Source organism: Vibrio sp. Scap24, from assembly GCF_013394185.1.
In the GTDB taxonomy this organism is placed as follows: Bacteria; Pseudomonadota; Gammaproteobacteria; order Enterobacterales; family Vibrionaceae; genus Vibrio; species Vibrio pomeroyi.
In genome coordinates this window covers 3368582-3392434 of sequence record NZ_CP041332.1, presented here as the reverse complement: position 1 = coordinate 3392434, position 23853 = coordinate 3368582, and the positions used below count along the sequence as shown (strand labels likewise).

20 protein-coding genes are annotated in these 23853 nt (G+C 44.3%); 10 read left to right on the top strand and 10 right to left on the bottom strand.

All coding sequences use genetic code 11. From position 1 onward, the window contains the following. Positions 1 to 287 precede the first annotated feature (287 nt). Positions 288 to 584 (bottom strand): integration host factor subunit alpha, encoded by a 297-nt coding sequence (ihfA, locus tag FLM53_RS15150; RefSeq protein WP_004734853.1) that lies wholly within the window; start codon positions 582 to 584, stop codon positions 288 to 290. 639 nt (positions 585 to 1223) lie between these two features. Between ihfA and FLM53_RS15145 the strand changes: the two genes are divergently transcribed. The 4 genes from FLM53_RS15145 to FLM53_RS15130 all read left to right on the top strand — a co-directional run bounded on the left by FLM53_RS15145 (position 1224) and on the right by FLM53_RS15130 (position 4743). Then, entirely contained in the window at positions 1224 to 1700 is a 477-nt protein-coding gene (locus FLM53_RS15145; protein ID WP_176681401.1) for a Fur family transcriptional regulator, read from the top strand. 65 nt (positions 1701 to 1765) lie between these two features. Then, positions 1766 to 3148, top strand: coding sequence for a dihydroorotase (locus FLM53_RS15140; RefSeq protein ID WP_176681402.1), 1383 nt, complete (start codon positions 1766 to 1768; stop codon positions 3146 to 3148). Positions 3149 to 3185: 37 nt separating this feature from the next. Further along, positions 3186 to 3746, top strand: a complete 561-nt coding sequence (locus FLM53_RS15135) for a carbonate dehydratase (RefSeq protein WP_176681403.1) — start codon at positions 3186 to 3188, stop codon at positions 3744 to 3746. After that, positions 3736 to 4743, top strand: a complete 1008-nt coding sequence (locus FLM53_RS15130; protein WP_176681404.1) for a GTP-binding protein — start codon at positions 3736 to 3738, stop codon at positions 4741 to 4743. The genes FLM53_RS15135 and FLM53_RS15130 overlap by 11 nt, the downstream gene beginning before the upstream one ends. Positions 4744 to 4840: 97 nt before the next feature. On the opposite strand, the gene FLM53_RS15125 is transcribed toward FLM53_RS15130, so the two are convergent. Together FLM53_RS15125 and FLM53_RS15120 are read right to left on the bottom strand one after the other, a co-directional pair. After that, complete coding sequence (locus FLM53_RS15125; protein WP_176681405.1) at positions 4841 to 5713, bottom strand: aspartoacylase; 873 nt, start codon at positions 5711 to 5713, stop codon at positions 4841 to 4843. Between the two features lie 266 nt (positions 5714 to 5979). Continuing rightward, positions 5980 to 6894: an EamA family transporter gene (locus FLM53_RS15120; protein WP_176681406.1), complete on the bottom strand. Its 915-nt coding sequence runs from the start codon at positions 6892 to 6894 to the stop codon at positions 5980 to 5982. Between the two features lie 103 nt (positions 6895 to 6997). On the opposite strand from FLM53_RS15120, the gene FLM53_RS15115 reads away from it, so the two are divergent. Together FLM53_RS15115 and cqsA are read left to right on the top strand one after the other, a co-directional pair. Continuing rightward, positions 6998 to 8425, top strand: coding sequence for a PLP-dependent aminotransferase family protein (locus tag FLM53_RS15115; RefSeq protein WP_176681407.1), 1428 nt, complete (start codon positions 6998 to 7000; stop codon positions 8423 to 8425). Positions 8426 to 8644: 219 nt separating this feature from the next. Next, complete coding sequence (cqsA, locus tag FLM53_RS15110; RefSeq protein WP_176681408.1) at positions 8645 to 9826, top strand: alpha-hydroxyketone-type quorum-sensing autoinducer synthase; 1182 nt, start codon at positions 8645 to 8647, stop codon at positions 9824 to 9826. A 150-nt stretch (positions 9827 to 9976) separates the two neighbouring features. On the opposite strand, the gene FLM53_RS15105 is transcribed toward cqsA, so the two are convergent. The 5 genes from FLM53_RS15105 to FLM53_RS15085 all read right to left on the bottom strand — a co-directional run bounded on the left by FLM53_RS15105 (position 9977) and on the right by FLM53_RS15085 (position 17513). After that, positions 9977 to 12025 carry a response regulator gene (locus tag FLM53_RS15105; protein WP_176681409.1) on the bottom strand — a complete coding sequence of 683 codons (2049 nt, stop codon included), beginning with the start codon at positions 12023 to 12025 and terminating at the stop codon, positions 9977 to 9979. Between the two features lie 243 nt (positions 12026 to 12268). Continuing rightward, positions 12269 to 13132 (bottom strand): GyrI-like domain-containing protein, encoded by an 864-nt coding sequence (locus FLM53_RS15100; RefSeq protein ID WP_176681410.1) that lies wholly within the window; start codon positions 13130 to 13132, stop codon positions 12269 to 12271. 291 nt (positions 13133 to 13423) lie between these two features. Further along, on the bottom strand, positions 13424 to 15190 hold the full coding sequence (locus tag FLM53_RS15095; RefSeq protein WP_176681411.1) for an ABC-F family ATP-binding cassette domain-containing protein: 1767 nt from the start codon (positions 15188 to 15190) through the stop codon (positions 13424 to 13426). Positions 15191 to 15513: 323 nt separating this feature from the next. Continuing rightward, positions 15514 to 16329, bottom strand: coding sequence for a TauD/TfdA family dioxygenase (locus FLM53_RS15090; RefSeq protein WP_176681412.1), 816 nt, complete (start codon positions 16327 to 16329; stop codon positions 15514 to 15516). A gap of 281 nt (positions 16330 to 16610) precedes the next feature. Beyond that, positions 16611 to 17513, bottom strand: a complete 903-nt coding sequence (locus FLM53_RS15085) for a Vmh family MBL fold metallo-hydrolase (RefSeq protein ID WP_176681413.1) — start codon at positions 17511 to 17513, stop codon at positions 16611 to 16613. 176 nt (positions 17514 to 17689) lie between these two features. Here FLM53_RS15085 and FLM53_RS15080 point away from each other — a divergent pair, with 176 nt between their 5' ends. Together FLM53_RS15080 and FLM53_RS15075 are read left to right on the top strand one after the other, a co-directional pair. Next, the gene (locus tag FLM53_RS15080) at positions 17690 to 18583 is read left to right on the top strand and encodes a LysR family transcriptional regulator (protein ID WP_176681414.1); all 894 of its coding nucleotides are present in this window, start codon (positions 17690 to 17692) and stop codon (positions 18581 to 18583) included. A 132-nt stretch (positions 18584 to 18715) separates the two neighbouring features. Next, positions 18716 to 19117, top strand: coding sequence for an ACT domain-containing protein (locus FLM53_RS15075; RefSeq protein ID WP_176681415.1), 402 nt, complete (start codon positions 18716 to 18718; stop codon positions 19115 to 19117). 102 nt (positions 19118 to 19219) lie between these two features. Here FLM53_RS15075 and FLM53_RS15070 read toward each other — a convergent pair whose 3' ends face one another. Further along, the gene (locus FLM53_RS15070) at positions 19220 to 21106 is read right to left on the bottom strand and encodes a methyl-accepting chemotaxis protein (protein WP_176681416.1); all 1887 of its coding nucleotides are present in this window, start codon (positions 21104 to 21106) and stop codon (positions 19220 to 19222) included. A 303-nt stretch (positions 21107 to 21409) separates the two neighbouring features. On the opposite strand from FLM53_RS15070, the gene FLM53_RS15065 reads away from it, so the two are divergent. Together FLM53_RS15065 and FLM53_RS15060 are read left to right on the top strand one after the other, a co-directional pair. Beyond that, positions 21410 to 22111 (top strand): YafY family protein, encoded by a 702-nt coding sequence (locus tag FLM53_RS15065; protein WP_176681417.1) that lies wholly within the window; start codon positions 21410 to 21412, stop codon positions 22109 to 22111. A gap of 133 nt (positions 22112 to 22244) precedes the next feature. Continuing rightward, entirely contained in the window at positions 22245 to 22604 is a 360-nt protein-coding gene (locus FLM53_RS15060) for a VOC family protein (protein ID WP_176681418.1), read from the top strand. Between the two features lie 67 nt (positions 22605 to 22671). Here FLM53_RS15060 and FLM53_RS15055 read toward each other — a convergent pair whose 3' ends face one another. Next, positions 22672 to 23388 (bottom strand): DUF1826 domain-containing protein, encoded by a 717-nt coding sequence (locus FLM53_RS15055; RefSeq protein WP_176681963.1) that lies wholly within the window; start codon positions 23386 to 23388, stop codon positions 22672 to 22674. Between the last annotated feature and the right edge of the window lie 465 nt (positions 23389 to 23853).

Below are 23853 nucleotides of genomic sequence, written 5' to 3'. Positions count from 1 at the left end.
CTGAATCAATACTGCTTAGTTGTCCATTTTAAATGTATGGGTAATAACTAAAGTCGGTCGTCGAACTATGGAAATACGTACGATATAGAATGCACGAGATGCGAGATGCGAGATGCGAGATGCGAGATGCGAGATGCGAGATGCGAGATGCGAGATGCGAGATGCGAGATGCGAGATGCGAGATGCGAGATGCGAGATGCGAGATGATAAAAGACTGAAAGAGATAAACAACAATAATTGCCAGAATCAAAACAAAAAGACCACGCTAGGCGTGGTCTATTGCTTGGCTACTTCTCGATTTTAATATTCTCGACACGGGCCTTTAGTTTTTGTCCCGGTCTAAAAGTAACAACACGTCGAGCAGAAATTGGAATGTCTTCACCAGTTTTCGGGTTACGACCAGGTCGCTCGTTTTTCTCGCGAAGATCAAAATTACCAAAACCAGACAGTTTTACCTGTTCGCCATTTTCGAGCGCTTTACGAACTTCTTCGAAAAACACTTCCACCGTTTCCTTGGCATCCCGCTTGCTGTATCCGAGTGTCTCAAACAGGTTCTCAGCCAAATCGGCCTTCGTGAGTGCCATAAAACTTTCCTCAAAGCTATGTTAAACATTGCTACCATCGCCAGTAGCGCCAAAGCATTTACCCTATTCAATCAATGAGATAAGGTCATTTACAAGGAAAGTGTATGCCAAGCTTCTGATTTTCGCCAACTTTTTTATCTGAACTATTGAATTATTCTTTCAAATCAGAAAGATAACTCGCTCCTAAATTCACACATATAGCTAAAAAACCTCTACTTCACAGCCATCAAACAGAGTTATATTCCAACCAAACCAACTTAACCAATATTTAAAACTTTAGTTTTCTAAATATTAATTTCTGAGACTTTTCTCCGATACCCAATAAAATCAGCCACTTGATTTGATATCGAACTCAACAGAGGTTACTAAATAAGCGTTATTAAATATGAGATTCGTATCATTTCAGCATTTAATTCGATTGGGTCAATATCGAATTCAGATATGTGCCGCGCTCGTCGACGTTTTAAAACGGTATTGCCCAGCTGAACCTGTGTTTCCAATCTTAAAAACGTCGCGCTTCCTTATTTCATTTAAAACTAATAATAGTCACACTTAGTACTAACAAAACCAAAAGTACGTTTCACCGCTCAAATTGTTATGTTATAACATCTCTATGTTGTTTTTAATTTAGTAGATTGAATGAGAGACGTCGAAGCGATCATTAAGCATGTAAAACAAGGCTGCAAAACCAATGGCAAACAGTTTACGGCAAAGAGGCTGTTGATACTGCGTGCGTTGGTACACGCTGACAAAGCACTGTCTGCCTATGAAATTGTCGATTACTGTAAAGAGCACTTTGATCAGAATGTTCAGGCGATGTCGGTTTATCGAGTGTTGGAGTTCCTAGAAGAGCATCACTTGGCGCATAAACTGAAAGTCTCCAATAAGTTCATACTTTGCGACCATATTCTTTGCGAACATGAGCATGGCATCCCCCAATTTTTGATCTGCTCCAAGTGCGACAAGATCAGCGAGCAAACCATCCACCCTGCCATTATTCGTGACCTTCAATCTCATGCTAAACAAGAAGGCTTCACCGTTGTTAGCCCTCAGTTAGAGATAAGCTGTGTGTGCGACGAATGTGCGAACCAAAATGAGCCTGCTTCCACTCAATGATGCTCCTACTCTCTTAAACACCCTCAACAGTATTAGCCCCATCAACAAGGAGAAAGTGAAACGCTATGTCTGCAACGCTCATAAAAAATGCCCGCGTGGTTAACGAAGGCATCGTTACCGAAACAGATGTATTGATCGTCGACCAGCGAATCGAAAAGATCGCAAACCACATAACACCAAGCCCAAACGATGAGGTCATTGACGCTCAAGGCTGTTACCTAATCCCTGGAATGATTGACGACCAAGTTCACTTTCGTGAGCCGGGTTTAACACACAAAGGCTCAATCGCTATTGAGTCACGAGCTGCTGTTGCAGGCGGTATTACCAGCTATATGGAGATGCCAAACGTAAACCCTGCAACAACAACCATTGAAGCCTTAGAAAAAAAGTTCGATATTGCAGCACAAAGCTCTCTAGCAAATTACTCGTTTTATCTCGGAGCAACCGAAGACAACCTCGAACAAATTAAACGTCTCGACCCAACTAAACACTGTGGTGTAAAGGTGTTTATGGGCGCTTCAACGGGCAACTTGTTGGTTGAAGATCCTCAAGCACTCGATGCCATATTCCGTGATTCTCCCGTTCTGATTGTCACCCACTGTGAAAGCGGGCCTGTTATCGCGAAAAACCAAGAACAATTAAGAAAAGAGAAAGCGGTTTTCACGATTGAAGATCACCCCATTCTAAGAGATGACAAAGCTTGTTATGCCTCTTCTTCCTATGCGATTGAGCTAGCCAAAAAACACAACAGTCAACTTCATGTGTTGCACATCACGACAGAAAAAGAACTCGCTCAGTTTGAAGCCGGCCCCATTCAGGGAAAACGCATTACGGCAGAAGCTTGTGTCCATCACCTATGGTTTAGCAATAAAGATTACGCAACGCTCGGTAATCAAATTAAGTGCAATCCAGCCGTCAAATACCCAAGTGATAGAGACGCTCTATTAGCAGCGTTGAGCACGGGGCAAATCGACATCATCGCGACAGATCACGCGCCACATACATGGGAAGAGAAACAAGTTCCTTACGAACAAGCACCTGCAGGGTTACCTCTGGTCCAGCACGCCCTATTGAGTCTATTTGACCACGTACGTACTGGAACTTTAACTGTCGATCAGGTGGTCGAGAAAACCGCACATAACCCAGCGATCCGTTATGCGATACAGGAACGCGGCTATATCCGTGAGGGCTACTTCGCCGATTTAGTATTAGTCGATCCACAGACACCAACTCTAGTCAGTAATGACAACAGCTTGTATCAATGTGGGTGGTCACCGTTCGCAGGGCACGAATTCTCTGCTCAGATCAAGCACACCTGGGTCAATGGTGCCAAGGTGTACAGCAATCCAGAATCCCCTGAGAAGCAGAATACGCATACCGCTGATACATCAAAAGACATATCGAGTGACATGGTCACTCCTGCAATGAGGCTGTCATTCGAGCGCTAGGTTCAGCAGTTATTACCATCAATAAAAAGAAATCAATATGTTAAGAAGAAATCCAAGCGGTCACATGCCAGAAGTATCAGAGACCGCTTTCATTGACCCGACCGCCATCATCTGTGGCAAGGTCATCATTGAAGACAACGTGTTTATTGGCCCTTACGCTGTGATTCGAGCTGATGAGGTCAACGAACAAGGCGACATGGAAGCCATCGTAATTAAGCGCGACACCAACATTCAAGATGGAGTGGTTATTCACTCTAAAGCTGGCGCTGCCGTCACTATTGGTGAACGCTCATCCATAGCTCACCGTTCGATCATTCATGGTCCTTGTCAGGTCTGTGACGACGTATTTATTGGCTTCAACTCAGTCGTCTTTAATGCGGTGATTGGCAAAGGTTGTGTGATTCGCCATAACTGTGTGGTGGACGGACACGACTTACCTGAGAACTTCCATGTACCACCAATGACCAACATCGGTTCAGGGTTTGATTTGAACAATATCTCAAAGGTACCACCTGAGTATTCTGCGTTTTCAGAGTCCGTTGTTTCGGCAAACCATACCCTTGTTCAAGGTTATAGGAGAATTGCCAATGAGCTCTGATAAAAAGCCTCTCTTGGGTATTCCAACCAATATCATTACTGGCTTTCTCGGCGTGGGTAAAACTACCGCAATTCTCAATCTAATGAAGAACAAACCCGCAGATGAAAACTGGGCTATTTTGGTGAACGAATTTGGAGAAATCGGCGTAGACGGCAGTTTGATCCAAGGTGACGACAGCAAACAACAAGTGTTTATCCGTGAAGTGCCTGGCGGCTGTATGTGTTGCGCGGCTGGTTTACCGATGCAAATCGCACTGAATCAACTGCTGTCTGAGGCAAAACCTGATCGCTTGTTGATCGAGCCGACCGGACTTGGTCACCCTAAAGAAGTGTTAGAAGTCTTGTCTTCTGAGCACTACCGTAAGGTGTTATCACTACAGAAGAACGTGACTTTGGTCGATGCCCGTAAGCTTTCTGATGCACGTTACTCTGAACACGACACCTTCAATCAGCAAATCACCATTGCCGATACTATCGTGGGTAATAAAGTCGATCTCTACAAAAGTGGCGATGAACAGAAACTGGCTGAGTACGTCGCACAGGTTTGTCACCCAGACACCAAGCTAATATTTGCCCATCACGGTAAGATCCCTTTCGATGAGTTTGATGGAGACACCAACTTTTACCATCATCAAGCTCATGGGCACCATCATCACCATCATCATGAACAAGACAAGCCACTCGCTTCAGAATTACCAATGCCAGAGAGCGGTATGATAAAGGCGAGCAATCAAGGTGAAGGGTTTGAAAGTATTGGTTGGCGATTCGCGGCTGACAAACTGTTCGACCGTCAGCAATTGCTTAAGGTATTAGTTGGACTCAAAGCCGAACGAATGAAAGCGGTGTTCATTACTCAAAGCGGCATCTTTGGTTACAACCTAACGGAAGATGGCCTAACAGAGTGTGAGTTAGATGAGTGCAATGAAACCAGAATAGAAGTCATTGGTTATAGCATCGACAACGATCTAGAAAACCAATTGTTGGCGTGTCAGATTTAGCCAGAGCTGGTTAACCCTTACCCCAACCTAAAATCAAAGCCCTATGAATTGATACATTCATAGGGCTTTTTAACTAATCCGTTATAGGTTCAACACGCTATTTCACTGAGACCAAACGCTTCTCGGCCAGTGCCATTGCAATGTTGGCTTTAGCGTAAGCACTTTCATTAATGAAATGTGGATAAATATCTCGTTCGCGCTCCCAATAGATGTCATAGCCAAAGAAAGTTGCAAGTATCGGCTCACCTTGCTTCACTACCTCGAAGTCTCGACCACAGATCGCTGGGTGCACAGTAGCAACGCGCATACCATCTGGACCAAGCGGAACATTGACCTCTTCAACATAGAAAAAGGCATCGTAGTCTTCTAACGCTTGTACTTGCTTGAGGTTGTGCTTCTCAACGTAATCAAGAACCATGGTCAGCATCTGCTTCATCAGTTTGAGAGTATCGAACTTCAGTGAGCCATGCGCCTGAGCGCCAACTTCAATCATCACTCCACACTTTCCGGCAGTACAAAGGTAAGGCTGCTCATCCCAAGGCTTTCTATCTTCAAACAGAATATTAGCTTCTGGCATTCGTTGTTTCACATACGCGCCCATTTTTTGATAGAAAGCATCATTGGAAAGTAAGATTAATGTCGCCCCCATATTGCTAGTCGTGTTGTGCAAATCCACAATCAGTTGTTGCTCTGTGCTCGCGTGTCTATCTATAAACTGTCGCGCCACTGTGTACTCAGCTAAACCTGCAGTGTCGTCGTGGTTAGCATTAGAAAACTGACGGTTTAGATCCGTATCAAGATATCGAACGTTCTGCTCTACCGCTTTAGGGTTTGCGATAACTGAATTCGTAGAGAATGTCGAACGATCGGCGGCATACATACGCTCTTTGATCAGTTTGTTTAGGTAGATTCCAGAAAGCTCGTTACCGTGAGTTCCGGCAACCAGTAAGACTTGATTGATGTTATCCATGTAATTGATTTCCAAGTATCGAAAGTGCAAGTCACCCTTGCATTAATGTTACGATATAACATAACAACAATATACCTATTTCTCCAGAAGACTTAACGAGCGAGTATCAGATAATTCAAAGGAACTATGAGAAAGCTAAACCGCAACGATATTTCACCTCGAAACCTACACATGAAAAGGCCCCGCGATTGCGAGGCCTTAGTTCCTTAATCAACACTGTAGCTTCAATGATTAGTTTACATCGCGCTTATTTACCGCGAACGACATCATGATTGCTTAGCGAGTTTTCCTGCTGATTCTTTGTCATCTAATGTTTTGGTGATCGCAGCCTTCGCAGGTTTTACGATTAAGCCAATCCCGACTAAAAACAGCACAGATGCAACCACTTGTGCGACTGACAATACTTCGTCATACATAAAGTAACCGCTGATCAATGCAAAGATTGGCACGAGCAAGGTTAACGGTGCGGTAGTGCTTAACGGATATTGGATTAACAACTTATTCCACACCCAGTAACCAAACAATGTCGTAGGGTAAGCCTGAAACAACACTGCAATCGTTGTGTTCCAATCCCATTGTTCCATCCCCTGCCAGATGATTTGATCACCATGTAACATCACAGCAAACAACACCAACGGCACTGGCGCAAACAGCATTCCCCACACATTGAATGCAAAAGCCTGCTTAGTTTTAGACGCCTTCACAATCACGCCCATTAGCGTCCAACTGCACGCTGCAATCATAATCAAGATAACGCCATTAACGGTGACATTGCCCTCTGCAGCCGAGACTAAGACCGCGAGTGCACACATGGCTAGCATCGCACCCATTAACTTACGAACCGACGCACTTTCTTTGAATACCCATACCCCAACGGCCATACCGATTAATACGTTGGTAGAAAGCAATACCGACGACAGTCCCGATGAGAGCCCTGCTGTGATTGACCATGAAGCCATGCCCCAAATACCCACACCAAACACTAAGCCGTAACTCACTAAATAACGCCAAGCGACATTCGGTCTCGCTACAAAAAATATCACAGGAATCACCGCTAACGAGAAACGTGCTGCGGTTGCCAACAACGGATGCACATTGGTCACACCCATTTTGATCATCGAGAAATTGAATCCCCAAATTGCCATCACGAACACCGCTAACAACAAATCATTTCTTTTCATACTGACCCCTCCTTTGTTTTGAAAGAGTATCCCTTGAACAATAAAACCGGTACAGATACAATTTTTACAATAAAAACCAGTACAGTTAACAACGGTCGTTGCCATGAGTATCTACAGAAAACTTGCGAATCAATTCATTGATGAGATTGAAACCGGGAAAAGACCCGAAGGTGGGCGTATGCCTTCGCTGCGTCAATTAGCTAAACAGCAAGCCATCAGCATGTCGACCGTAGTGAGCTGTTACCAAGAGTTAGAATCACAGGGTTGGATTCATTCTCGCCCGCAAGCAGGGTATTTTGTCTCGCCTCACAAGCCTGTTCATTCAACACCTGAGTGGGCACAGTTTGAGAGTAAAGTTTCCAAAGTTAGACAAACTTCATCGACTCACAACTCAATCAATGGGCCGTTAGGCGTCTCTAGCACCACTAATGATGAACAATCGATTGTTGAGCTAGAACGCAGTTTCCGCCGCTCTATCAAACGTATGGGCGACAGGCTTAATCACTACCCTGATACACAGGGCGAACCGATGCTAAGACAAGCTTTGTCCACCCACTTTGCCAAGCTTGATGTCCACTTTGCACCGGACGAAATGGTGATCACTGCAGGCTGCATGTCGGCGATTAAAGCCGCTCTTGAATCGTGTACAAAAGAAGGTGATACCATTGCGATTAGCTCCCCTTGCTTCAACGGTATTCTGGAGTTGCTCGGCAAGATGTCACGCCAGATCATAGAGATCCCGTCTTTGGATGACGGTGTCGACCTACAACAACTGGAAACGCACCTTAAAAATAAACGTGTGGATGCCGCTATCTTTTGTACCTCACATATGAATCCCCAGGGGATCAATATGTCTGCCAGTCAAAAGCAGAAACTGGCTGAATTAGCGAATTACTATCGAGTGCCCATCATTGAAGACGATGTGTATTTGGAGCTCTCATACTCATCACACACACCTCTGCCAGCAAAATACTATGACAAAGGTGGATATGTGTTGTGGTGTGGGTCGGTATCGAAAAGCCTGTCGCCAAGTTACCGTTTAGGCTGGTGCTTACCGGGAAGATACATAAACGAGTACAAGGCTCAGTTTTCTGCTGCGAGTTATGGTGTTGCCCTGCCGACTCAACTTGCGGTTGCTGACTTTATCGAGTCTGGCCAGTACGCCAAACACATTAGAAGAAGATGCTCTCAAATCCTTTCATTGCGTCAGCAATACCTCAGCTATTTAGCACAACACCTGCCTCAAGATGTGAAGGTCAGTAACCCACAAGGTGGCATGGTGCTTTGGCTACAAATCCCCAATCTAAATGAACTAGCATTTACTCAAGCGGTGGCCGCACAAAACCTTGATATCAGACTTGGCCATCTGTTCAGCACTCTTGATCTCTACAGCAACTGTCTACGCATCAATTTTGGTTATTCGCTAGAGGGAGAAGCCAAACAGCAGTTGGATGACTTGATTAAACTTATCCATCAATGTGTCAATGGTTCGACTGGTTTAAGAGCTTTCTCTCACAGCTTTAATCCTTAGTCTCTTCATCGCTATTTGTTATAAAAGAGGCGGTTATTATTCTGATTGGAATTGGGTTATAGCTCGTTACCGTAAGAAAATCCCTTCGCCTAAAAACCCTTAAATTCTGAGTTTGCAAGCACCCACAAAATTATGCAACTTGGCTAATGACACATCACTTTTTATCTTCAATATACAGCAGTCAGCGCTGGCGTTATCCTGTATTTGAAGAGAACTATTATGAGTGATAAAACCAAAAACAAACCATTACCTTCCTTTATTGAAGAACGCTTGAGCTTCTATATTCAAGACCTAATTACCCAGAACCAAAGCCAAAAACACTTGGTGTTGGGTAAACGTCCATCGCGCGACGCCGTTGTCATGCAGAGCAATGATTATTTGTCTTTGTCACACAACAAAGCAATCCAACAAGCTCACCAAGCGGCGATCAGCGACCACGACGACAATGTGGTGATGTCTGCGATTTTCTTACAAGATGCAGAATCTAAACCTGCGTTTGAAACCGAACTCGCCAACTATGTTGGAATGGAAAGCTGCCTGCTTTCTCAGTCTGGTTGGGCGGCCAATATTGGGTTACTTCAAACGATCTGCCCACCAAATACGCCTGTCTATATCGACTTCTTTGCGCACATGTCGCTATGGGAAGGTATTCGCGCGGCGGGTGCGGCAGCTCATCCATTTATGCATAACAATATGAGTCACTTACGTAAGCAACTGGAACGTCATGGTTCTGGTGTGATTGTGGTCGACTCAGTTTACAGCACCATCGGTACCATTGCCCCGCTCCGCGACATCTACGAAATGGCGCAAGAGTTTGATTGCGCTGTTATCGTCGATGAATCGCACTCATTAGGGACACACGGTGAAAAAGGTGCAGGCTTGGTGCAAGCGCTTGGGCTCACCGACCAAGTCGACTTTATCACTGTCAGCTTAGCTAAAACCTTCGCTTATCGTGCAGGCGCGATCCTTGGGCCTAAGCAGCTCTCTGATACTTTGCCGTTTGTCGCTTATCCCGCCATTTTTAGCTCAACCGTGTTGCCGCAAGAAGTGATTCGTTTAGATAAAACATTGGAGGTGATTAAAGGTGCAGATAGCAAACGAGAAGTCCTGTTTAAGCGAACACAGTCGCTTATTACGGGCCTCAAACGGATCGGCTTTAACATCCGTAGTGAATCTCAAATCGTCTCGCTAGAGTGCGGTAATGAAAGAAATACGGAGCGAGTACGCGATTTCCTTGAAGAGCGAGATGTGTTCGGCGCAGTGTTCTGCCGTCCAGCGACGGGTAAGAATAAGAACATTATCCGATTTTCAGTGAATGCCGACATGACGCCACGAGACATTGACCATGTGCTCACGGTTTGTCACGAGGCGTACCATCACCCTGAGTTAGAATTCGTATAACTCTGAACACACTAATTCTTTAACTAAAAACGGCAGGACAGAATGGACGCTACCATGTCGCTAAACAAAAAGAGCCCAGCGATTCGCTGAGCTCTTTCTTGTATTTGAGTCGCCTAGACGATGGTCGTGTAGCTCAACCTATAACATTCACTAGATCCAGTGAGCAATCTTATCGAACAGTCGGTTTTTATCAGCGGGTTTGACGATGAAATCAGACATGCCTGATGATTCCATTTTCTCCAAAGTGACCGGCGAACTGTCACCGGTATGGGCAATAATCGGAACAGAAGAGTAAGCCTTGTTGGCACTTCGAATTCGGCGGGACGCTTCCACACCATCCATGATTGGCATTTCGATATCCATCAGAATTAAGTCAATATCATCACTATCCAACGCGTCTAACGCTTGCTGACCATCTTCTTTTTGCACAACATCAAAGCCCTGCTTTTCCAGTAACATCGCGGTAAAACGGCGCAGAGATTCATTGTCATCCACCACCATAATCGTACGCTTATTCGCGGCCTCTAGCGGTTTTACTGGCACAGAAGGCATCACGTAATTGGAATCGAAAAGTAAACGGTCGATGGTCGCTTTGGTATTGAGTAGCCAAACCTGCGTTTCCACCCAAATAGGCTCGAAAGAGACGTTACGTACCCGCCTAATCGGATGATGCTCATAGAGGTAAATGATTCGAGCTTCGGTAAACGAAAGCAGTGATTCAATTCTCTCCAAGCAGCTAGCTCGTAGATCCAAGCTCTCCATATCAACGAACACCAGATCAAATTCGAACTGATATTCCTTATTTTTAAGCGCAGAGGCGACATCCATAATAGTGAGATCAAAGCCCATAAAACGTGACATCTCGGTCATTTTACTGGTCAGAACCTTCTGGTCACTGATCATCACCACGCTCTTTAACTTAGTCAGTTCGCTCTTAATCTCTTTCACTGAATTGGATGTCAGAGATGGGAACGTCATCGTGAATTGCGTCCATTGTTCCACTTCCGACTGACATTTGATTTCGCCACCAAACGAGCGCATGACCTTCTGACAAAATGGCAAACCTAAACCGTAGTTGCCCGATTGGCCTGTGGTGTAGAAGTCTTGGAAGATACGTCGAATCACATCACTTGATATGCCAGATCCGTTATCCGTCACCATGATTTGATTGGTGACTTCATCGCTGCACATCGTGACATGAATATGGAAATCTTCAGGGCTGCGATGATGGAATGCGTTCTTGAACAAGTTGTACATCACGTACTTCAACAAGGTATCGCTGCCTAAGAAGTCAAAGTCGCTTTGTACGTCTAAAGAGATTGCAGATTTATCGGCGGCGCGCTTGTAGTTGAAGCTAGCAATCGAATCCTCAACGACCGCTTGCGCCGAATGCTTTTTAAAGGTCGATCGGGATACACGGTTTTCATCAATTGAAGTCAATAACAAATCAATCGTTTCGTTACCTGAATGGATGATCTCCATCGCTTCATCACCCACTTCTCGTAGCTGGATAACATCTTCATTGCTCAGCGCATATTGCCCTTTATGGTCGCCACTTTTGGGGTTCGGCAGTATGGATTGCATGACATCAATAGACGTTAATAAACCACTTAACGGGTTTCGCATCTCATGGGCAATACCGGCACCAAAAGACTTCGCCAGTGACACCTTATTTTCATGTTCCACCTGATTACGGAAGTAGAACAAATTGCCGAACAGGTAGATAAACAAGAAGATGGGAACATGCGTCCAGTCCATTGTAATTTCTAGATAGAAGCCTTGTGCCACCCAAGCACATAAAGTCGCAATGCCGATTCCGGCAAAAGTTTGAGCGAACATAACTTTAGTGACGTGCACTAATAAAATATGCAGGAATATAGCCGACATGAAAGACATGACCCAAACATTGGACCAATTGTTCATCAGCAGCATATAAAAGAAGAAACACGGCAAGCAGAGGGTTACTGCAACCTGGTAATAAGCCGGAAGGTATTTGCGCCATTCAAATGGCACACGATTACGAAAAATAATGCCTAAGAATAATAACGAACACGCTAGACGCAGCGGTAGGTTCTCATAAGGTTGAGGGAATAAAAACTCCCACACAACGTAGTAAATGGGAAAGCCGACAAAGCCCATCCAACCCACAAGGGTGAGATTAGGTTCTGCGTATTGATAAACTTTGCGAATAGCGTTCATACGAAATACTTTGTTCTCTAAGCCCTAACGTTTACTGGTTCTATGGTTTAATTTTTATTCTTATATTTAGGCGCCGATTATATTACACATCCCCTGTCAGCAGTGAGGTTTCAATCAAATATATATGAAGGTATTTGCTTTTAATCTCAAATTTTAGGACTTGTGTTTATGCTTATAAAAACAACAAGGCCTCGTGAATACGAGGCCTCCTAATCGATATGCAATGTTAGTTCAGTAACGAGCCTAACGTATCGGTAAATAGATGTGAGTTATCAAATCGCATTCGTCCACTTCGTGAACAAGATTCACATAGTGGAAAAAGCATGGAAAATCCCTTAGTTCCTCTCCACTTTCAGGTAACCAATTTCGATACAAGTAGTAAACGGTATCACTGATTAGGTCATGGCTTCCCTTGTGAACAGCAACAGCGCATCGACCGCCAGGAATAACACCAGACTTCACACCAAAGGCATTTTTCGGCACATTGCCTTGGTGTACTCCGCAAATATCAAAACGAAACTCGTCTTCCACGGTATCAGCCGGGTCGGAATAAGGCACCCCATAAGTGTGGCTCGTTTTTACGGGAGAGAGCACTGTCGATTTTCTCCAATCAATAAACTTGGCTGCCGCGTTGTAGACAAGCTTAGGGCTTCCCTTGTGTTCAATTAAAGCGACTTGTGTTTCACAAAACTCTACGACTTTTACGTCCATTACCCTGTCTCCAATTTTCGGTGGGTTAAACTCATACTTTGAATGCCAAGATGGCCAATTTGGCTGTTTTCTAAACTGGGAGGGCGTTTGCCCAAAGTTTCTAGAAAATGCACGAGAAAACCCCTCGAGACTTTCAAAATGCGCTTCAAAGGCAACGTCTGTAACACTGTGTTCTGGCTCAAAAGCTAATCGAAAAGAAGCTCGTTTTAAGCGCGCCAACAGTACATATTGAATGGTGCTAATACCCATGAATGATTTAAAAACACGGTGAAAATGGAATTTAGAGCTCGCGCCAACAGAGCTTAACTCTTCTAAACTCAAAGCTTCATCTAAATGACCATCGATGAAGTCACATACCTTCCGTATTCTTCGTTCATGGTGCTTCACTACATTCATTTTTCTTGTACCCAGTTAAGAATTCGTAGAAATGATACCCACAGAGAACCGCATTCGCCTGACTGAGATTGCGATATTCGCTAGGTGATGTGCTTTTAACACTATGGATAAGTATATGTTTTTATAAAAACGAATGGAGGCTATGTTGATGTTAAAAGGAAATATCTCACGATGAGAAATTGAAAATAGGCTCTTTAGTCGATACGAAGCTAAAGAGCCTTACTTTTCATAGTGAACGGTCACAGTCGAACTACGCTGCTAACCAATATGCTTAGCGAGTAGAATTAAAAGCTAACTGCTCTCCAATTTCGCATTAATGCTCACGATTTCTTGCTGCCATTTCTGTTGTAGATCGGGCTTCTGGTGTTTCGCTTTGCGTGCTTGGTCTTGTGTTAGTAATTCTTCCAACTCTAACAGCCTTTCCAACAGCAACTCTTCGTCATTTTGAGCTTGCTCATGGTGTTGATTTTCAATGGCAGAAGAGCGTGATAGCACAGTGCTCGGAGTTTCCCCTCCCATCTCTAAGCTATCAGCTTGATTACCGACAGACATGGCGTCATAAACCGCGTCTAGATAAGTCATTTCCACCAGCTGACCGTCATTGATATACCAGAATCGATTACATGAACTCTCGATGAGTTCTCGATCATGGCTAACCAGCAACAGGCCGCCTTCGAAACGAGTTAAACAATCAGCCAACTCTTCCTTACCTTCAATATCCAGGTGGTTCGTTGGTTCATCAAGCAGCAGGAAATGATACTTAGCCAGAGATAGTCCGACAAACAGTAGCCGGGAACGCTCGCCACCACTCAGTTCAGCAATCTTTTGGTCGTGTCTTTCATAAGAAAAACCCGCGCTGATCAAAGCCATTTTTCTGGCTTCCTGAGAAACCGGATAAAACGGGTACAACGAATCTATCAAAGAATGTTCATCGTACAGTTGGTTCAAGCTTTGGTCGTAATAACCCACTTCAACTTGAGGATGAAAGTAACCATTATCTTCAAGTTGAGAGGCTTGATAGCTTGCCCATAGCACCTTCAACAATGAAGATTTCCCTGCGCCGCTCTTACCTAAGATAGCGACTCGGTCACCGCTCTTAACCTGCTGGAACAGAACTTCAAACAAAGGTGCTTGATCTTGCGCGGCGGCGATTGGCACCGAAGCTAGTTCAAGTAAGCGGTTCGCTTTCATCGACTCACCGGATAGGCTTAGTGTCCATGGCTCAATCGTATCCAAACGGGTCATGGTCGTTCGTAAACCTGCGGCACGTTTCTCCATGCTTTTGGCTTTGCGTGCTAGGCCTTCGTTATCGAAATCCCTGCCCCAAATAGCTAATCGCTGCGCACTCTTTTCAATCCGGTTAATCTCCTTCTGTTCCGCCTCTTGCCTTTCAGCATCAGCTCGGTCTTTCTCCTCTAAAGCCTTCCTTGCTTGTGTGCAAGTTTGACTAAAGTTTTGCAATTTTTTATCACGCAGTACCCAAGTACAGTTGGTTACATGGTCGAGTAACCTTTGGTCATGTGACACCATCACAAAAGTGCCCTTCCAATCCATCAGAAACTGCTCTAACCAAAGCAAGGTTGGCAAATCTAAGTGGTTGCTCGGTTCATCCAGTAGTAGAACGTCGGGTTCGACAATCAGGGCTCTTGCCACCAGCACTCGTGCGTATTGACCGCCACTTAAGGTGCCAATCGGCTGCTCCCAATAGCTTTCGTCAAAGCCTAAATTAGACAAGATGATTTGAGCACGCCATTGCTCAGAGAGTTGTATCTCTGTCGGCAGGTTATCGACAACGGAATCGAGCATCGACATAGTCAGCAATCGTTTAGGGAGATGCTGCTCAATAAGCGCGACTTCGGCATAAGAGGCGAATGAGACACTACCAACGTAGTCTGGTAAGTCTTTGTTTAATAGACGTAGTAAGGTGCTTTTTCCGCACCCATTGCTGCCAATTAGGCCAATGCGGTCACCCTTTTTAATGGTAAAAGAAAGCCCATCAAATAAGCGGCATGATGTTAGATCGTAAGAAATAGATGATGTAGATATTAATGTAGTCATTTGTTTACTCAAGTTTCAAGCGCAAGAAAGCGCTGTCGTCATTCGCTGACAACAACCAAGTAAACTAGAGTGAAGAAACTCTATTGAGGGTTATGTTTAATGCTTCGCTCAAGTTTTGGTTATCGCAGCACGATAGTGTTAAAACTTGAGATTTGGTCGTACCAAAAAATATGCGCAAAGTTAAATTCACACACTTTCATAAAAATCCTCCTTATATTTGTATTGAGTTGAACATTAGCGCTAAAAATAAATCACATTAATCGATGAGTCAAAGTATTTAGCCGCATTCGGCTTAGCCTGAGTTTACCCTAAACTTACGTAAGCTAGGTCACCGTAACTCTGTGCATTTTCCTTGGCGTATCGCCGTAATCTATCACCGCGTAATGCTGCGTTACCCTATTATCCCAGATCGCCATTGAGTCTTTGCCCCATTTGAAACGAACTTGAAACTCCGGGCGTCGTGCAATTTCAAACAGCTGGCTGAGTAAAGCATCACTCTCTTGGCGGTCGAGCTCATTGATATAACGCGTAAACTGTTCGTTGATATAGAGTGTTTCTTTACCGGTTTCTGGATGAACTTGAACAACAGAGTGAACGACTGGAGGATTTTCCTGAGCCGTTTTTATTAACGACTTGTGCCAATCAAGCTCAATCTGATCCGACTCTATGCCTTCAAACGCCACCAGCGAATGGGTCGCCGATAAGCCTCTCAGCTTTACTTTCGTATCTTCATCTAATGATTCAAATACAGCCGCCATCGAACACCAAATCGTGTCCCCTCCCACATTGGGTATATGCTGAGCATGCAACAGAGAAGCTTTCGATGGTAATTCGCGCCAAGTAAGGTCCGTATGCCAGTAGCTTTCCATCGACGCATTGCCACGCGTTGTTTCTATCACACTCACCTGAGGTACATGTTCGACGCGAGGAAAAAACGGATGTGCTGGTTCAAGTTGCCCAAACCGCTGTGCAATCATCAAATGCTGTTCTGGCGAAAGGGTTTGATCAGCCAGAAAAATCACTTGATGAGTTAGAAGCACCTGATAAACCTCATCAAGTTCAGTCGCACTGCATGTAGCGAGATCGACTCCATGAATACGAGCACCGATGTGAGGGGTAATGGGTTCTATTTTCAACATAAACTCACTTATTGATGATGTGACATTTCAGAGTCAATTTAGATACTGACTATTAAACCGGACAATGGCGAGTTTTCTTTCGACACGCTGTTAATACATCAAAAAAAAGAGCCCCTAAATAGGCGCTCTTTTTGTTTTTTGATACTTCCTGTATCCATAGACAAGTCCAATCTGTAGTACTTTCACCGAAAGCCAGATCATCGATATCTCCAGTTGTGTATCACCAATAAATCTAGCACACAATCATCAGGCTTTTCTGAGACACAACCGAGATAATCAACTTAGTGCCATTCCATCTCACCGGTTAGCACTTTGGCACCCAGTTCTAGATCGCCTTCCGTCGCTTCAAATTGTGGGTATACTTTCTTCATGTAATCACTAATATCAACAGACGTTGGCTTACTTGTATTTGCCAGCGCATCTTCGATGTCAGCAACGTAATCCAATGTAAATTGAACGCCATTTGTACCCGTTGGCATTTCACCTAAGTAGTGACCTGGAATCACCACCTCAGGCTCAAGTGCTTTCATGCGTTCCAAAGATTGTGACCACTGGCTACGAATCTCTTTTGAAGCGGTATCTGCCATCCATACATGCACGCCACTATAAACCGACACACCACCAAACACGGTTTTCTCAGACGGAACCCATAAGTAAGCTTGGTGTGTGTTGATTTCTCTCACCTCGATGGTTTCACCTTCAATGCTCAGCGTGGTGTCGTTAAGAACGGTTGGCACAATGACTTTAGACGGTGCGTTGTCTTCTAAAATTGGCCCCCAATATTCGAGCTTGGCATCTTTGGTGCGCTTGATATGTGCAACAACTGCTTCACTGGCAACAACCTCGACGTTTGGAAATGCCGCCACAATCGGTTCTAAGCCAAAGTAGAAATCTGGGTCACCGCTGCTGATGTAAATCATCGATAGCTCTTTGCCAGTCGCTTTGATTTGCTTCACTACGTTTTTTCCGTCTGCGACACTAAATTGTGCATCAAACAGAATCACTTCCTTCTCTCCCGAAACCAGCACAGAGGTTGCTGGGAATATTGCATTTTCGCCCGGATTGTAATGAGTGATGTTTAACTCCGCTGCAGAGACAACACCCGATGCAGCTAGCATAGCTCCTAAACTCATTGTTCCTAAAAGCGCGGTTCTTGATAAAAGGTTTTTAGATAACTTCTTCATAGTTTTATTCCATTATTCGGAGCTGAACGCCTGCCAACTCATTGAGTGTGCAAATATCTTATTTGATTGGATTTAGATGAAATAGACATCAAATTGACTTTTACTGTTGCGGTTTTCGGACATATACTTATTTTCTGGCAGCGATTAGATTCAAAAACATTTGGGTAATAAGAACAATGGATAAACTCGAGGCAATGAATGTCTTTGTCACCATCGTTGAGCGTGGCAGTTTGAGTGCAGCAGCCGAACACCTTGAGCTTTCTCGAACCAAAGTCACGCGCTATTTGGGTGAACTCGAAAATTGGATGGACACTCGCCTGCTTCACAGAACCACTCGAAGCTTGAGCTTAACCAGTGCGGGTAAAGAGACGCTTGAAGTCGCGAGAGAACTGCTTGCTCTTGAGGCGTCGTTAGCAGGTATCAGAAATCAAAGCCGCAAGCATTTAAAAGGACAACTGCGTATTACTGCGAGTTATTCCATTGTCGACAGTTTCTTAATGGACGTGATCAGCCGCTTCATCGACAAATGGCCCGAGGTCTCAATTGATATCGTCTCTACCGATCAAACAGTCAACCTTGTTGAATCACGCATCGATTTAGCCATTCGCATAACCAACGAGCTAACGCCCAATATTGTCGCGAAAAAGCTCGGTGAATGTCGCTCAGTGATTTGCGGGTCGCCTCAATACCTAAAAGAAAAAGGCACACCCAAAGACGCGCAAGATCTAGCGCACCACAACTGTTTGTCATTCAGTTACTTTGGTAAAACCGCATGGACGTTTAATGGCCCGAATGGATTGGAATCAGTGCCGATTAAAGGGAACATCAGTGCGAATACGTCTGAGGTTCTGCTTTCTGCCACACTCAAAGGCAACGGTATATGCTTACTGCCGTTTCCTTCGGTGGAAGGCTTAATTGAAAACGGGCTATTGGTTCCTCTACTCTCTGAATGGAAACCGAAAACGCTGGGTGTGCACGCAATTTATGGAACGCGTAAACAGGTCACACCGCTGTTAAGGGCCTTTATCGACCACCTATCTAGCGAGATGGAGCAATCGACAAGTTGGTAGATTAGCCTTGTCATTAACAAAGCTGATGCGGAATAAGGATTATTCATTTTACTTATCTTCCACTCGACTCTATCGTGGTTAGATTATCCAATCCGCATCAACGAGTGCGTTAATACTATTAGGGAAATATTTATGGCTGCCATTACCGATTTAGATGTTCTTCTCAAATCGATGTCGCCTGAGCTCATCGAAGGTAATTATGTTTTCTGTACTGTCGACGGAGCGTTGGCAGACTATATTCAACTCGACCCAATCGCGACCTTTCGTGAAAAAGAAGGCTTAACCTTGGTGCTCGCTGAGGATGCCGCACGCCAAGCTCAACTCGATTTCGATGGTGTGTTTAGCTTGATTACTTTGTCGGTACACTCGAGCCTAGAAGCGGTTGGGTTAACAGCCGCCTTTGCTACTAAGCTAGGTTCATACGGCATCAGCGCCAACGTAATTGCTGGCTATTACCATGACCATATCTTCGTTCAGAAAGACAAAGCAGACGAAGCAATGAGCGCGCTTAGAGAGTTTTCAGAAGCGAGCTAACAAAGGTGCATTCTTCAGACACAAAAAAAGCGACGTAATCTACGTCGCTTTGGCTTATTGCTTACTGTTCATTCACTGATCAGGCATCAGAGAACAAGACCATTAAGCAAGCTTAAAAGTCGCCACTTTGTCACTTAAACCAGCGGCTTGGCTCTTAAGTTCGTTCGACTCAGTTAAGCTGTCCTGTGCGCCCACAACTAGGTGGTCGGTAACATCTTTAATGGTCGTCACGTTCTGGGTAATTTCACCCGTCACGTGTGTTTGCTCTTCAGCAGCCGTCGCGATTTGAGTCGCCATATCGCTAATCAAAGCAACTGCCGTATTGATCTCTTCAAGCGCATGCGAAGCTCTGTCGGCATCTTCTACTGAATGTATTGCCAGTTTAGAACTGCTCTCCATCAGCTCAACAGCTTGGGTCGTTGTGCGCTGTAGAATATCGATCGTCGATTTAATCTCTTCTGTTGAAGAGTGAGTACGTTGAGAAAGCACACGAACTTCGTCCGCGACTACCGCAAACCCGCGACCTTGTTCACCCGCACGAGCCGCTTCAATCGCCGCATTCAAAGCAAGTAAGTTGGTTTGCTCAGCAATGCCTTGGATTGTCGCTAATACTGTCGAGATCTCTTGAGCGTGCTTGTTAAGTTCGCTAATCACATTACCCGCTTCGTTAACTTCATTGGCCAAATTGTTAATTGAGCCTTTAGTGTCGACAACCAGAGCGTGACCACTGTTGGTGCTTGCCGCTGAGTCTTGTGCAGCTTTTGCGGTTTGCTCAGCATGCGATGCAATCTCTTGAGTTGCACAAGCCATTTCCGTCACCGCTGTCGCTACCATGGTGATTTCTTGTTGCTGGTGGTTAAGTTCAACAACAGAACGATTTGCACGCTGGGCACTTTGCTCCGACTGGCTGTTTAGCTGCTCCGATTGTCCACGGATATGACCAATCAACTGCTGTAAACTGCCAACAAAGGTATTGAAGTTCTGAGCAAGCTCCCCCACTTCATCCTGGTTATCAACATGAATACGTTGAGTTAAATCACCACTACCATTCGCGATTTGAGCCAATGCTTGAGATACATGATTAAGCGGACGGAATAGAATCGTACACAGTAGGTTGAACAACACAGTACATACAATGACAACCAGCAATGTCACCAACACTTGGCCAATTACTGCATCAAATAGCGGTGCGACCAAAGAGTCATGGTTAACCACACTGATGGTAATCAGGTTTGTTCCATCAATCGCACGTGCGTAAACAACATAGTCGCTGCCGTTTAAGTCGATAGAGGTATCTTTACCGCTCACCAACGCCTTTTGTACATCTGCAAAATCAAGCCCAAGTGAGCTGATATTCTTGTTCAACAGTTTGGTGTCAGCGTGCGTGTAAACCGTGCCCTTATTGGTCGCGATGAACATGTAACCTTCACCTGGAAGAATCACTTGCTCAAGGCTGTTAAGGATGTCGGTGATTTCTACATCCGCACCTAATACAACCTGCTGACCATGCAATTGCATTGCAGTACCTAGCGACACAACGTTAGCGCCCGTTGCCGCCGCAACCGTTGGGTTATCCATGAATACTTTGCTTGGGTTTGCTACAGCATTGGTGTACCAACCCCATAAACGTGGATCATCATTACCCGGTGGCAACACAACACCGTTCGCGTTCTTTTGCGAACCATCAGGAAATGCCAAGAAGACATTATCAAAAGAGGCAGAATCACGAACTTGTTTTAGGTGAGTCACCAAACTTTCTTGTTTGGACTCTTTCGACAGAGAAGTGAGCGCACGCTCTTTGGATAAGATCCAATCTGATACGTATTGGTTGTAAGAAGCTGATGCCCCTTCTAGGCGCTGTTCCACTTCTGTATCCAATCGTTGCAACGATGCACGAAATGAAAGTGCCTCGACCAAAATCCCCCCCAGGATGATGGCCATACTGGCAGAGATCGCCAGCTTATTTTTAAGCGAGAGTTTCTTTAACATAGGAAACCTATAATTTTATATAAATAACCGTGGATAACAGAACCGTTCCCATCGGGTAGCAAGCGAATATATTTTACACATTAAAATAAATAATAAAACGGGCTAACTCATTGTATTATCGTTATATGTGAACCAATAACAGATCCAGATCAATTCACAATCGCAAGAATGATATACGTTAATTGGTCGCGTCAAAGCCCCACTAAAAATGCCAAGCCTTTTGTTTCATTTCTATCGATGTAAATAGCGTTCGTATTCTCAATGCATTAATCTTATAACCTGTTAAGTACTTAGAGTTTTCCTATGTCCCGAAGTCAACGCCTCTTCGATCTGCTCCAATTATTGCGCTGTCATAAATACCCCGTGTCGGCCGATCATCTCGCTAAAGAGCTAAACGTGAGTACTCGCACCATTTATCGAGACATCGTGACACTACAAACACAAGGCGCTGAAATTGATGGTGAAGCCGGTGTTGGTTATCAATTAAAACCAACCTTCACGCTACCGCCGATGATGTTTTCAATGGAAGAGTTGGAAGCATTAAGACTCGGTGCTGAATGGGTCGCTAAGCAAGCTAATGGGGAGTTCAGTGAATCGGCTAGAAATGCGATTGCCAAGATTTCGGCCGTGTTACCTACTGATCATCAGGCCAAACGCAGTGAAGACATTATTCGTGTTGCTTCTATCATTGAAGTCGCAGAGTTAACCATGGAGCTTTCAGACATCAAGTTGGCAATTAAGCAACAGAACAAAGCCGAAATCCATTACACAGACGCAAAAGATCAGATTAGCGAAAGAATCGTTTGGCCCATGCTGATTGGCTTATTCGAACAGCATTACGTTTTAGTAGCTTGGTGTGAAACACGCAGTGCGTATCGTAATTTCAGGCTCGATAGAATTACCGAGTGGAAAATGCTTGAAGAAAAATACCAGCGTCAGCGTCATGACTTAATCAAAGACTGGAAGAACATGGAAGGCATTGCAGATAAAGTGATTCGCTACTGACAAAAACTGTCACTGACTCACGCTATATTTCTCTCAACCCAAGCGAACTCGATACAATTCGAGTTAACTTAAATCGCAACGGGTTTATTGAGAAACAACATCGCAAATCAAATTGACCAGCCTAGGAGCTACTATGTTTACCATTGATTCATTTGTTCTTTATGTCGCAGACATTCATCGCAGCATGGACTTTTATGCCAAGGCATTTGATTGCGAGCCAAAGCTTCTATCACCAACCTTCGCTGCCTTAGACTTTGCAGGCAACGTAAAAATCACACTTAAGCAAGCGGATGTTCTAACCCCAGCAAGCGACATCAAGGGTGGCGGCACTGAGCTCTCTATGCCTGTTGCAAACAAAGAGACACTAGAAAGTCTTTACCAAGCATGGAAAGAGAAAGGCATTCAGTTTGAACAAGAGCCAGAAGAATCTGTTTACGGCATCAACTTCCTTGCTGTTGATCCAGACGGACACCGTATCCGCGTCTTCGCTTAAACGAATAAGAGCAAGCTGCATTTGGTCGCTTGCTCATCTCATCTCATCTCATCTCATAAACAGCTTACTAACCGAAATCTAGTGTCAGCAGCAATCTTGTTTCTTCAGATGAGGTCACAGGCGAACGGTGGACAAGACCCGCATTTTCATTGCCACTCCAGCGCTCACCTTTCAATAGCGCTACGTCACCACTCGCCATTTGTTGAATATCAGATTCATGATTGTACAAGCCTGATGCAGAATCGGGTTGTCCATTACTTCCACGACCTAACTTGGAACGATCGACCGAATCATTCTGTAACCATTGAGTCGCGACACCGTGATAAGTGGTCACTAAGCGACAAGGTACTTGGTCGAAATGAAAACGAGGACACATTGCCTTATTTAAAACCGCGAGACGCAGCCCTACTTCCTCAAGCTCAAACAAACAACAGAACATATCCACCAGCTGCGCCATGTTTTCTAATAGCGCTTTAGAAGCCGTTCCGTCAGTCGAGAATTCTAATTTCTCGTAGGCATTGTCGGGTGACACGCTAACAGACTTACTAAAGTTTGGATTCAACGCGATAAACTCGCCAATGTCGCCGATTAAATCAGCATCAAACTTACGCTGCCAAATCGCGATGTTGATATCACTTTGATAAATATCGGCTAATACCGTGGGCTGCTCCGAAGCACTAACGCATGGCTTGTGACTCACCTGATCTTTGATACTCACAGCCGAACTAATATTAAGTGGCTGGTTACTATTGGTTGCCAAAGGCTTCGTTAACACGGCATTCATTACGTCTTCTCCTTGATACATGCTTATCGCCTCACTCTTGCTGCTACTATCATGATCTATAGCAAGAATACTTATGATACGTTATAACATATCAATTGGGGCATTTACAACTGAGCTTATAGCACTCAACTCAATAGTGATAGCATTGTGAATAATGAAATTCGTTAATAATTTCGGTTGCGTTGAACTTTACAATATATTCCAAGCTTAAATTAAAATCTGTAGGGGAAGTTCTCACCATTTACATAAAGAAGCTGAAAATAAAATTACTATTTCCAGACCCATTGTTAATAATCAAACATAATCAACCTTTATAGCGCTGAAATACCAACCTAAACATAGGTTAATATTAACATCATTAAGAAACCCGTAGAATAAAAACCACCTAACACATAACCAAATACAATTTCAATATAGAATTCACTCAATGCTAGAAAATGTACAATTAAAGCAAATACTGAGCAA

Excerpts from the sequence above, each read along its gene's own strand:
- FLM53_RS15125 (WP_176681405.1), bottom strand. The coding sequence starts at position 5,713 with ATGGATAACATCAATCAAGTCTTACTGGTTGCCGGAACTCACGGTAAC.
- FLM53_RS15085 (WP_176681413.1), bottom strand. The coding sequence starts at position 17,513 with ATGAAGAAGTTATCTAAAAACCTTTTATCAAGAACCGCGCTTTTAGGA.
- FLM53_RS15130 (WP_176681404.1), top strand. The coding sequence starts at position 3,736 with ATGAGCTCTGATAAAAAGCCTCTCTTGGGTATTCCAACCAATATCATT.
- FLM53_RS15075 (WP_176681415.1), top strand. The coding sequence starts at position 18,716 with ATGGCTGCCATTACCGATTTAGATGTTCTTCTCAAATCGATGTCGCCT.
- cqsA (WP_176681408.1), top strand. The coding sequence starts at position 8,645 with ATGAGTGATAAAACCAAAAACAAACCATTACCTTCCTTTATTGAAGAA.
- FLM53_RS15115 (WP_176681407.1), top strand. The coding sequence starts at position 6,998 with ATGAGTATCTACAGAAAACTTGCGAATCAATTCATTGATGAGATTGAA.
- FLM53_RS15080 (WP_176681414.1), top strand. The coding sequence starts at position 17,690 with ATGGATAAACTCGAGGCAATGAATGTCTTTGTCACCATCGTTGAGCGT.
- FLM53_RS15100 (WP_176681410.1), bottom strand. The coding sequence starts at position 13,132 with ATGAATGTAGTGAAGCACCATGAACGAAGAATACGGAAGGTATGTGAC.
- FLM53_RS15060 (WP_176681418.1), top strand. The coding sequence starts at position 22,245 with ATGTTTACCATTGATTCATTTGTTCTTTATGTCGCAGACATTCATCGC.
- FLM53_RS15065 (WP_176681417.1), top strand. The coding sequence starts at position 21,410 with ATGTCCCGAAGTCAACGCCTCTTCGATCTGCTCCAATTATTGCGCTGT.
- FLM53_RS15140 (WP_176681402.1), top strand. The coding sequence starts at position 1,766 with ATGTCTGCAACGCTCATAAAAAATGCCCGCGTGGTTAACGAAGGCATC.
- ihfA (WP_004734853.1), bottom strand. The coding sequence starts at position 584 with ATGGCACTCACGAAGGCCGATTTGGCTGAGAACCTGTTTGAGACACTC.
- FLM53_RS15145 (WP_176681401.1), top strand. The coding sequence starts at position 1,224 with ATGAGAGACGTCGAAGCGATCATTAAGCATGTAAAACAAGGCTGCAAA.
- FLM53_RS15090 (WP_176681412.1), bottom strand. The coding sequence starts at position 16,329 with ATGTTGAAAATAGAACCCATTACCCCTCACATCGGTGCTCGTATTCAT.
- FLM53_RS15105 (WP_176681409.1), bottom strand. The coding sequence starts at position 12,025 with ATGAACGCTATTCGCAAAGTTTATCAATACGCAGAACCTAATCTCACC.
- FLM53_RS15070 (WP_176681416.1), bottom strand. The coding sequence starts at position 21,106 with ATGTTAAAGAAACTCTCGCTTAAAAATAAGCTGGCGATCTCTGCCAGT.
- FLM53_RS15095 (WP_176681411.1), bottom strand. The coding sequence starts at position 15,190 with ATGACTACATTAATATCTACATCATCTATTTCTTACGATCTAACATCA.
- FLM53_RS15055 (WP_176681963.1), bottom strand. The coding sequence starts at position 23,388 with ATGAATGCCGTGTTAACGAAGCCTTTGGCAACCAATAGTAACCAGCCA.
- FLM53_RS15135 (WP_176681403.1), top strand. The coding sequence starts at position 3,186 with ATGTTAAGAAGAAATCCAAGCGGTCACATGCCAGAAGTATCAGAGACC.
- FLM53_RS15120 (WP_176681406.1), bottom strand. The coding sequence starts at position 6,894 with ATGAAAAGAAATGATTTGTTGTTAGCGGTGTTCGTGATGGCAATTTGG.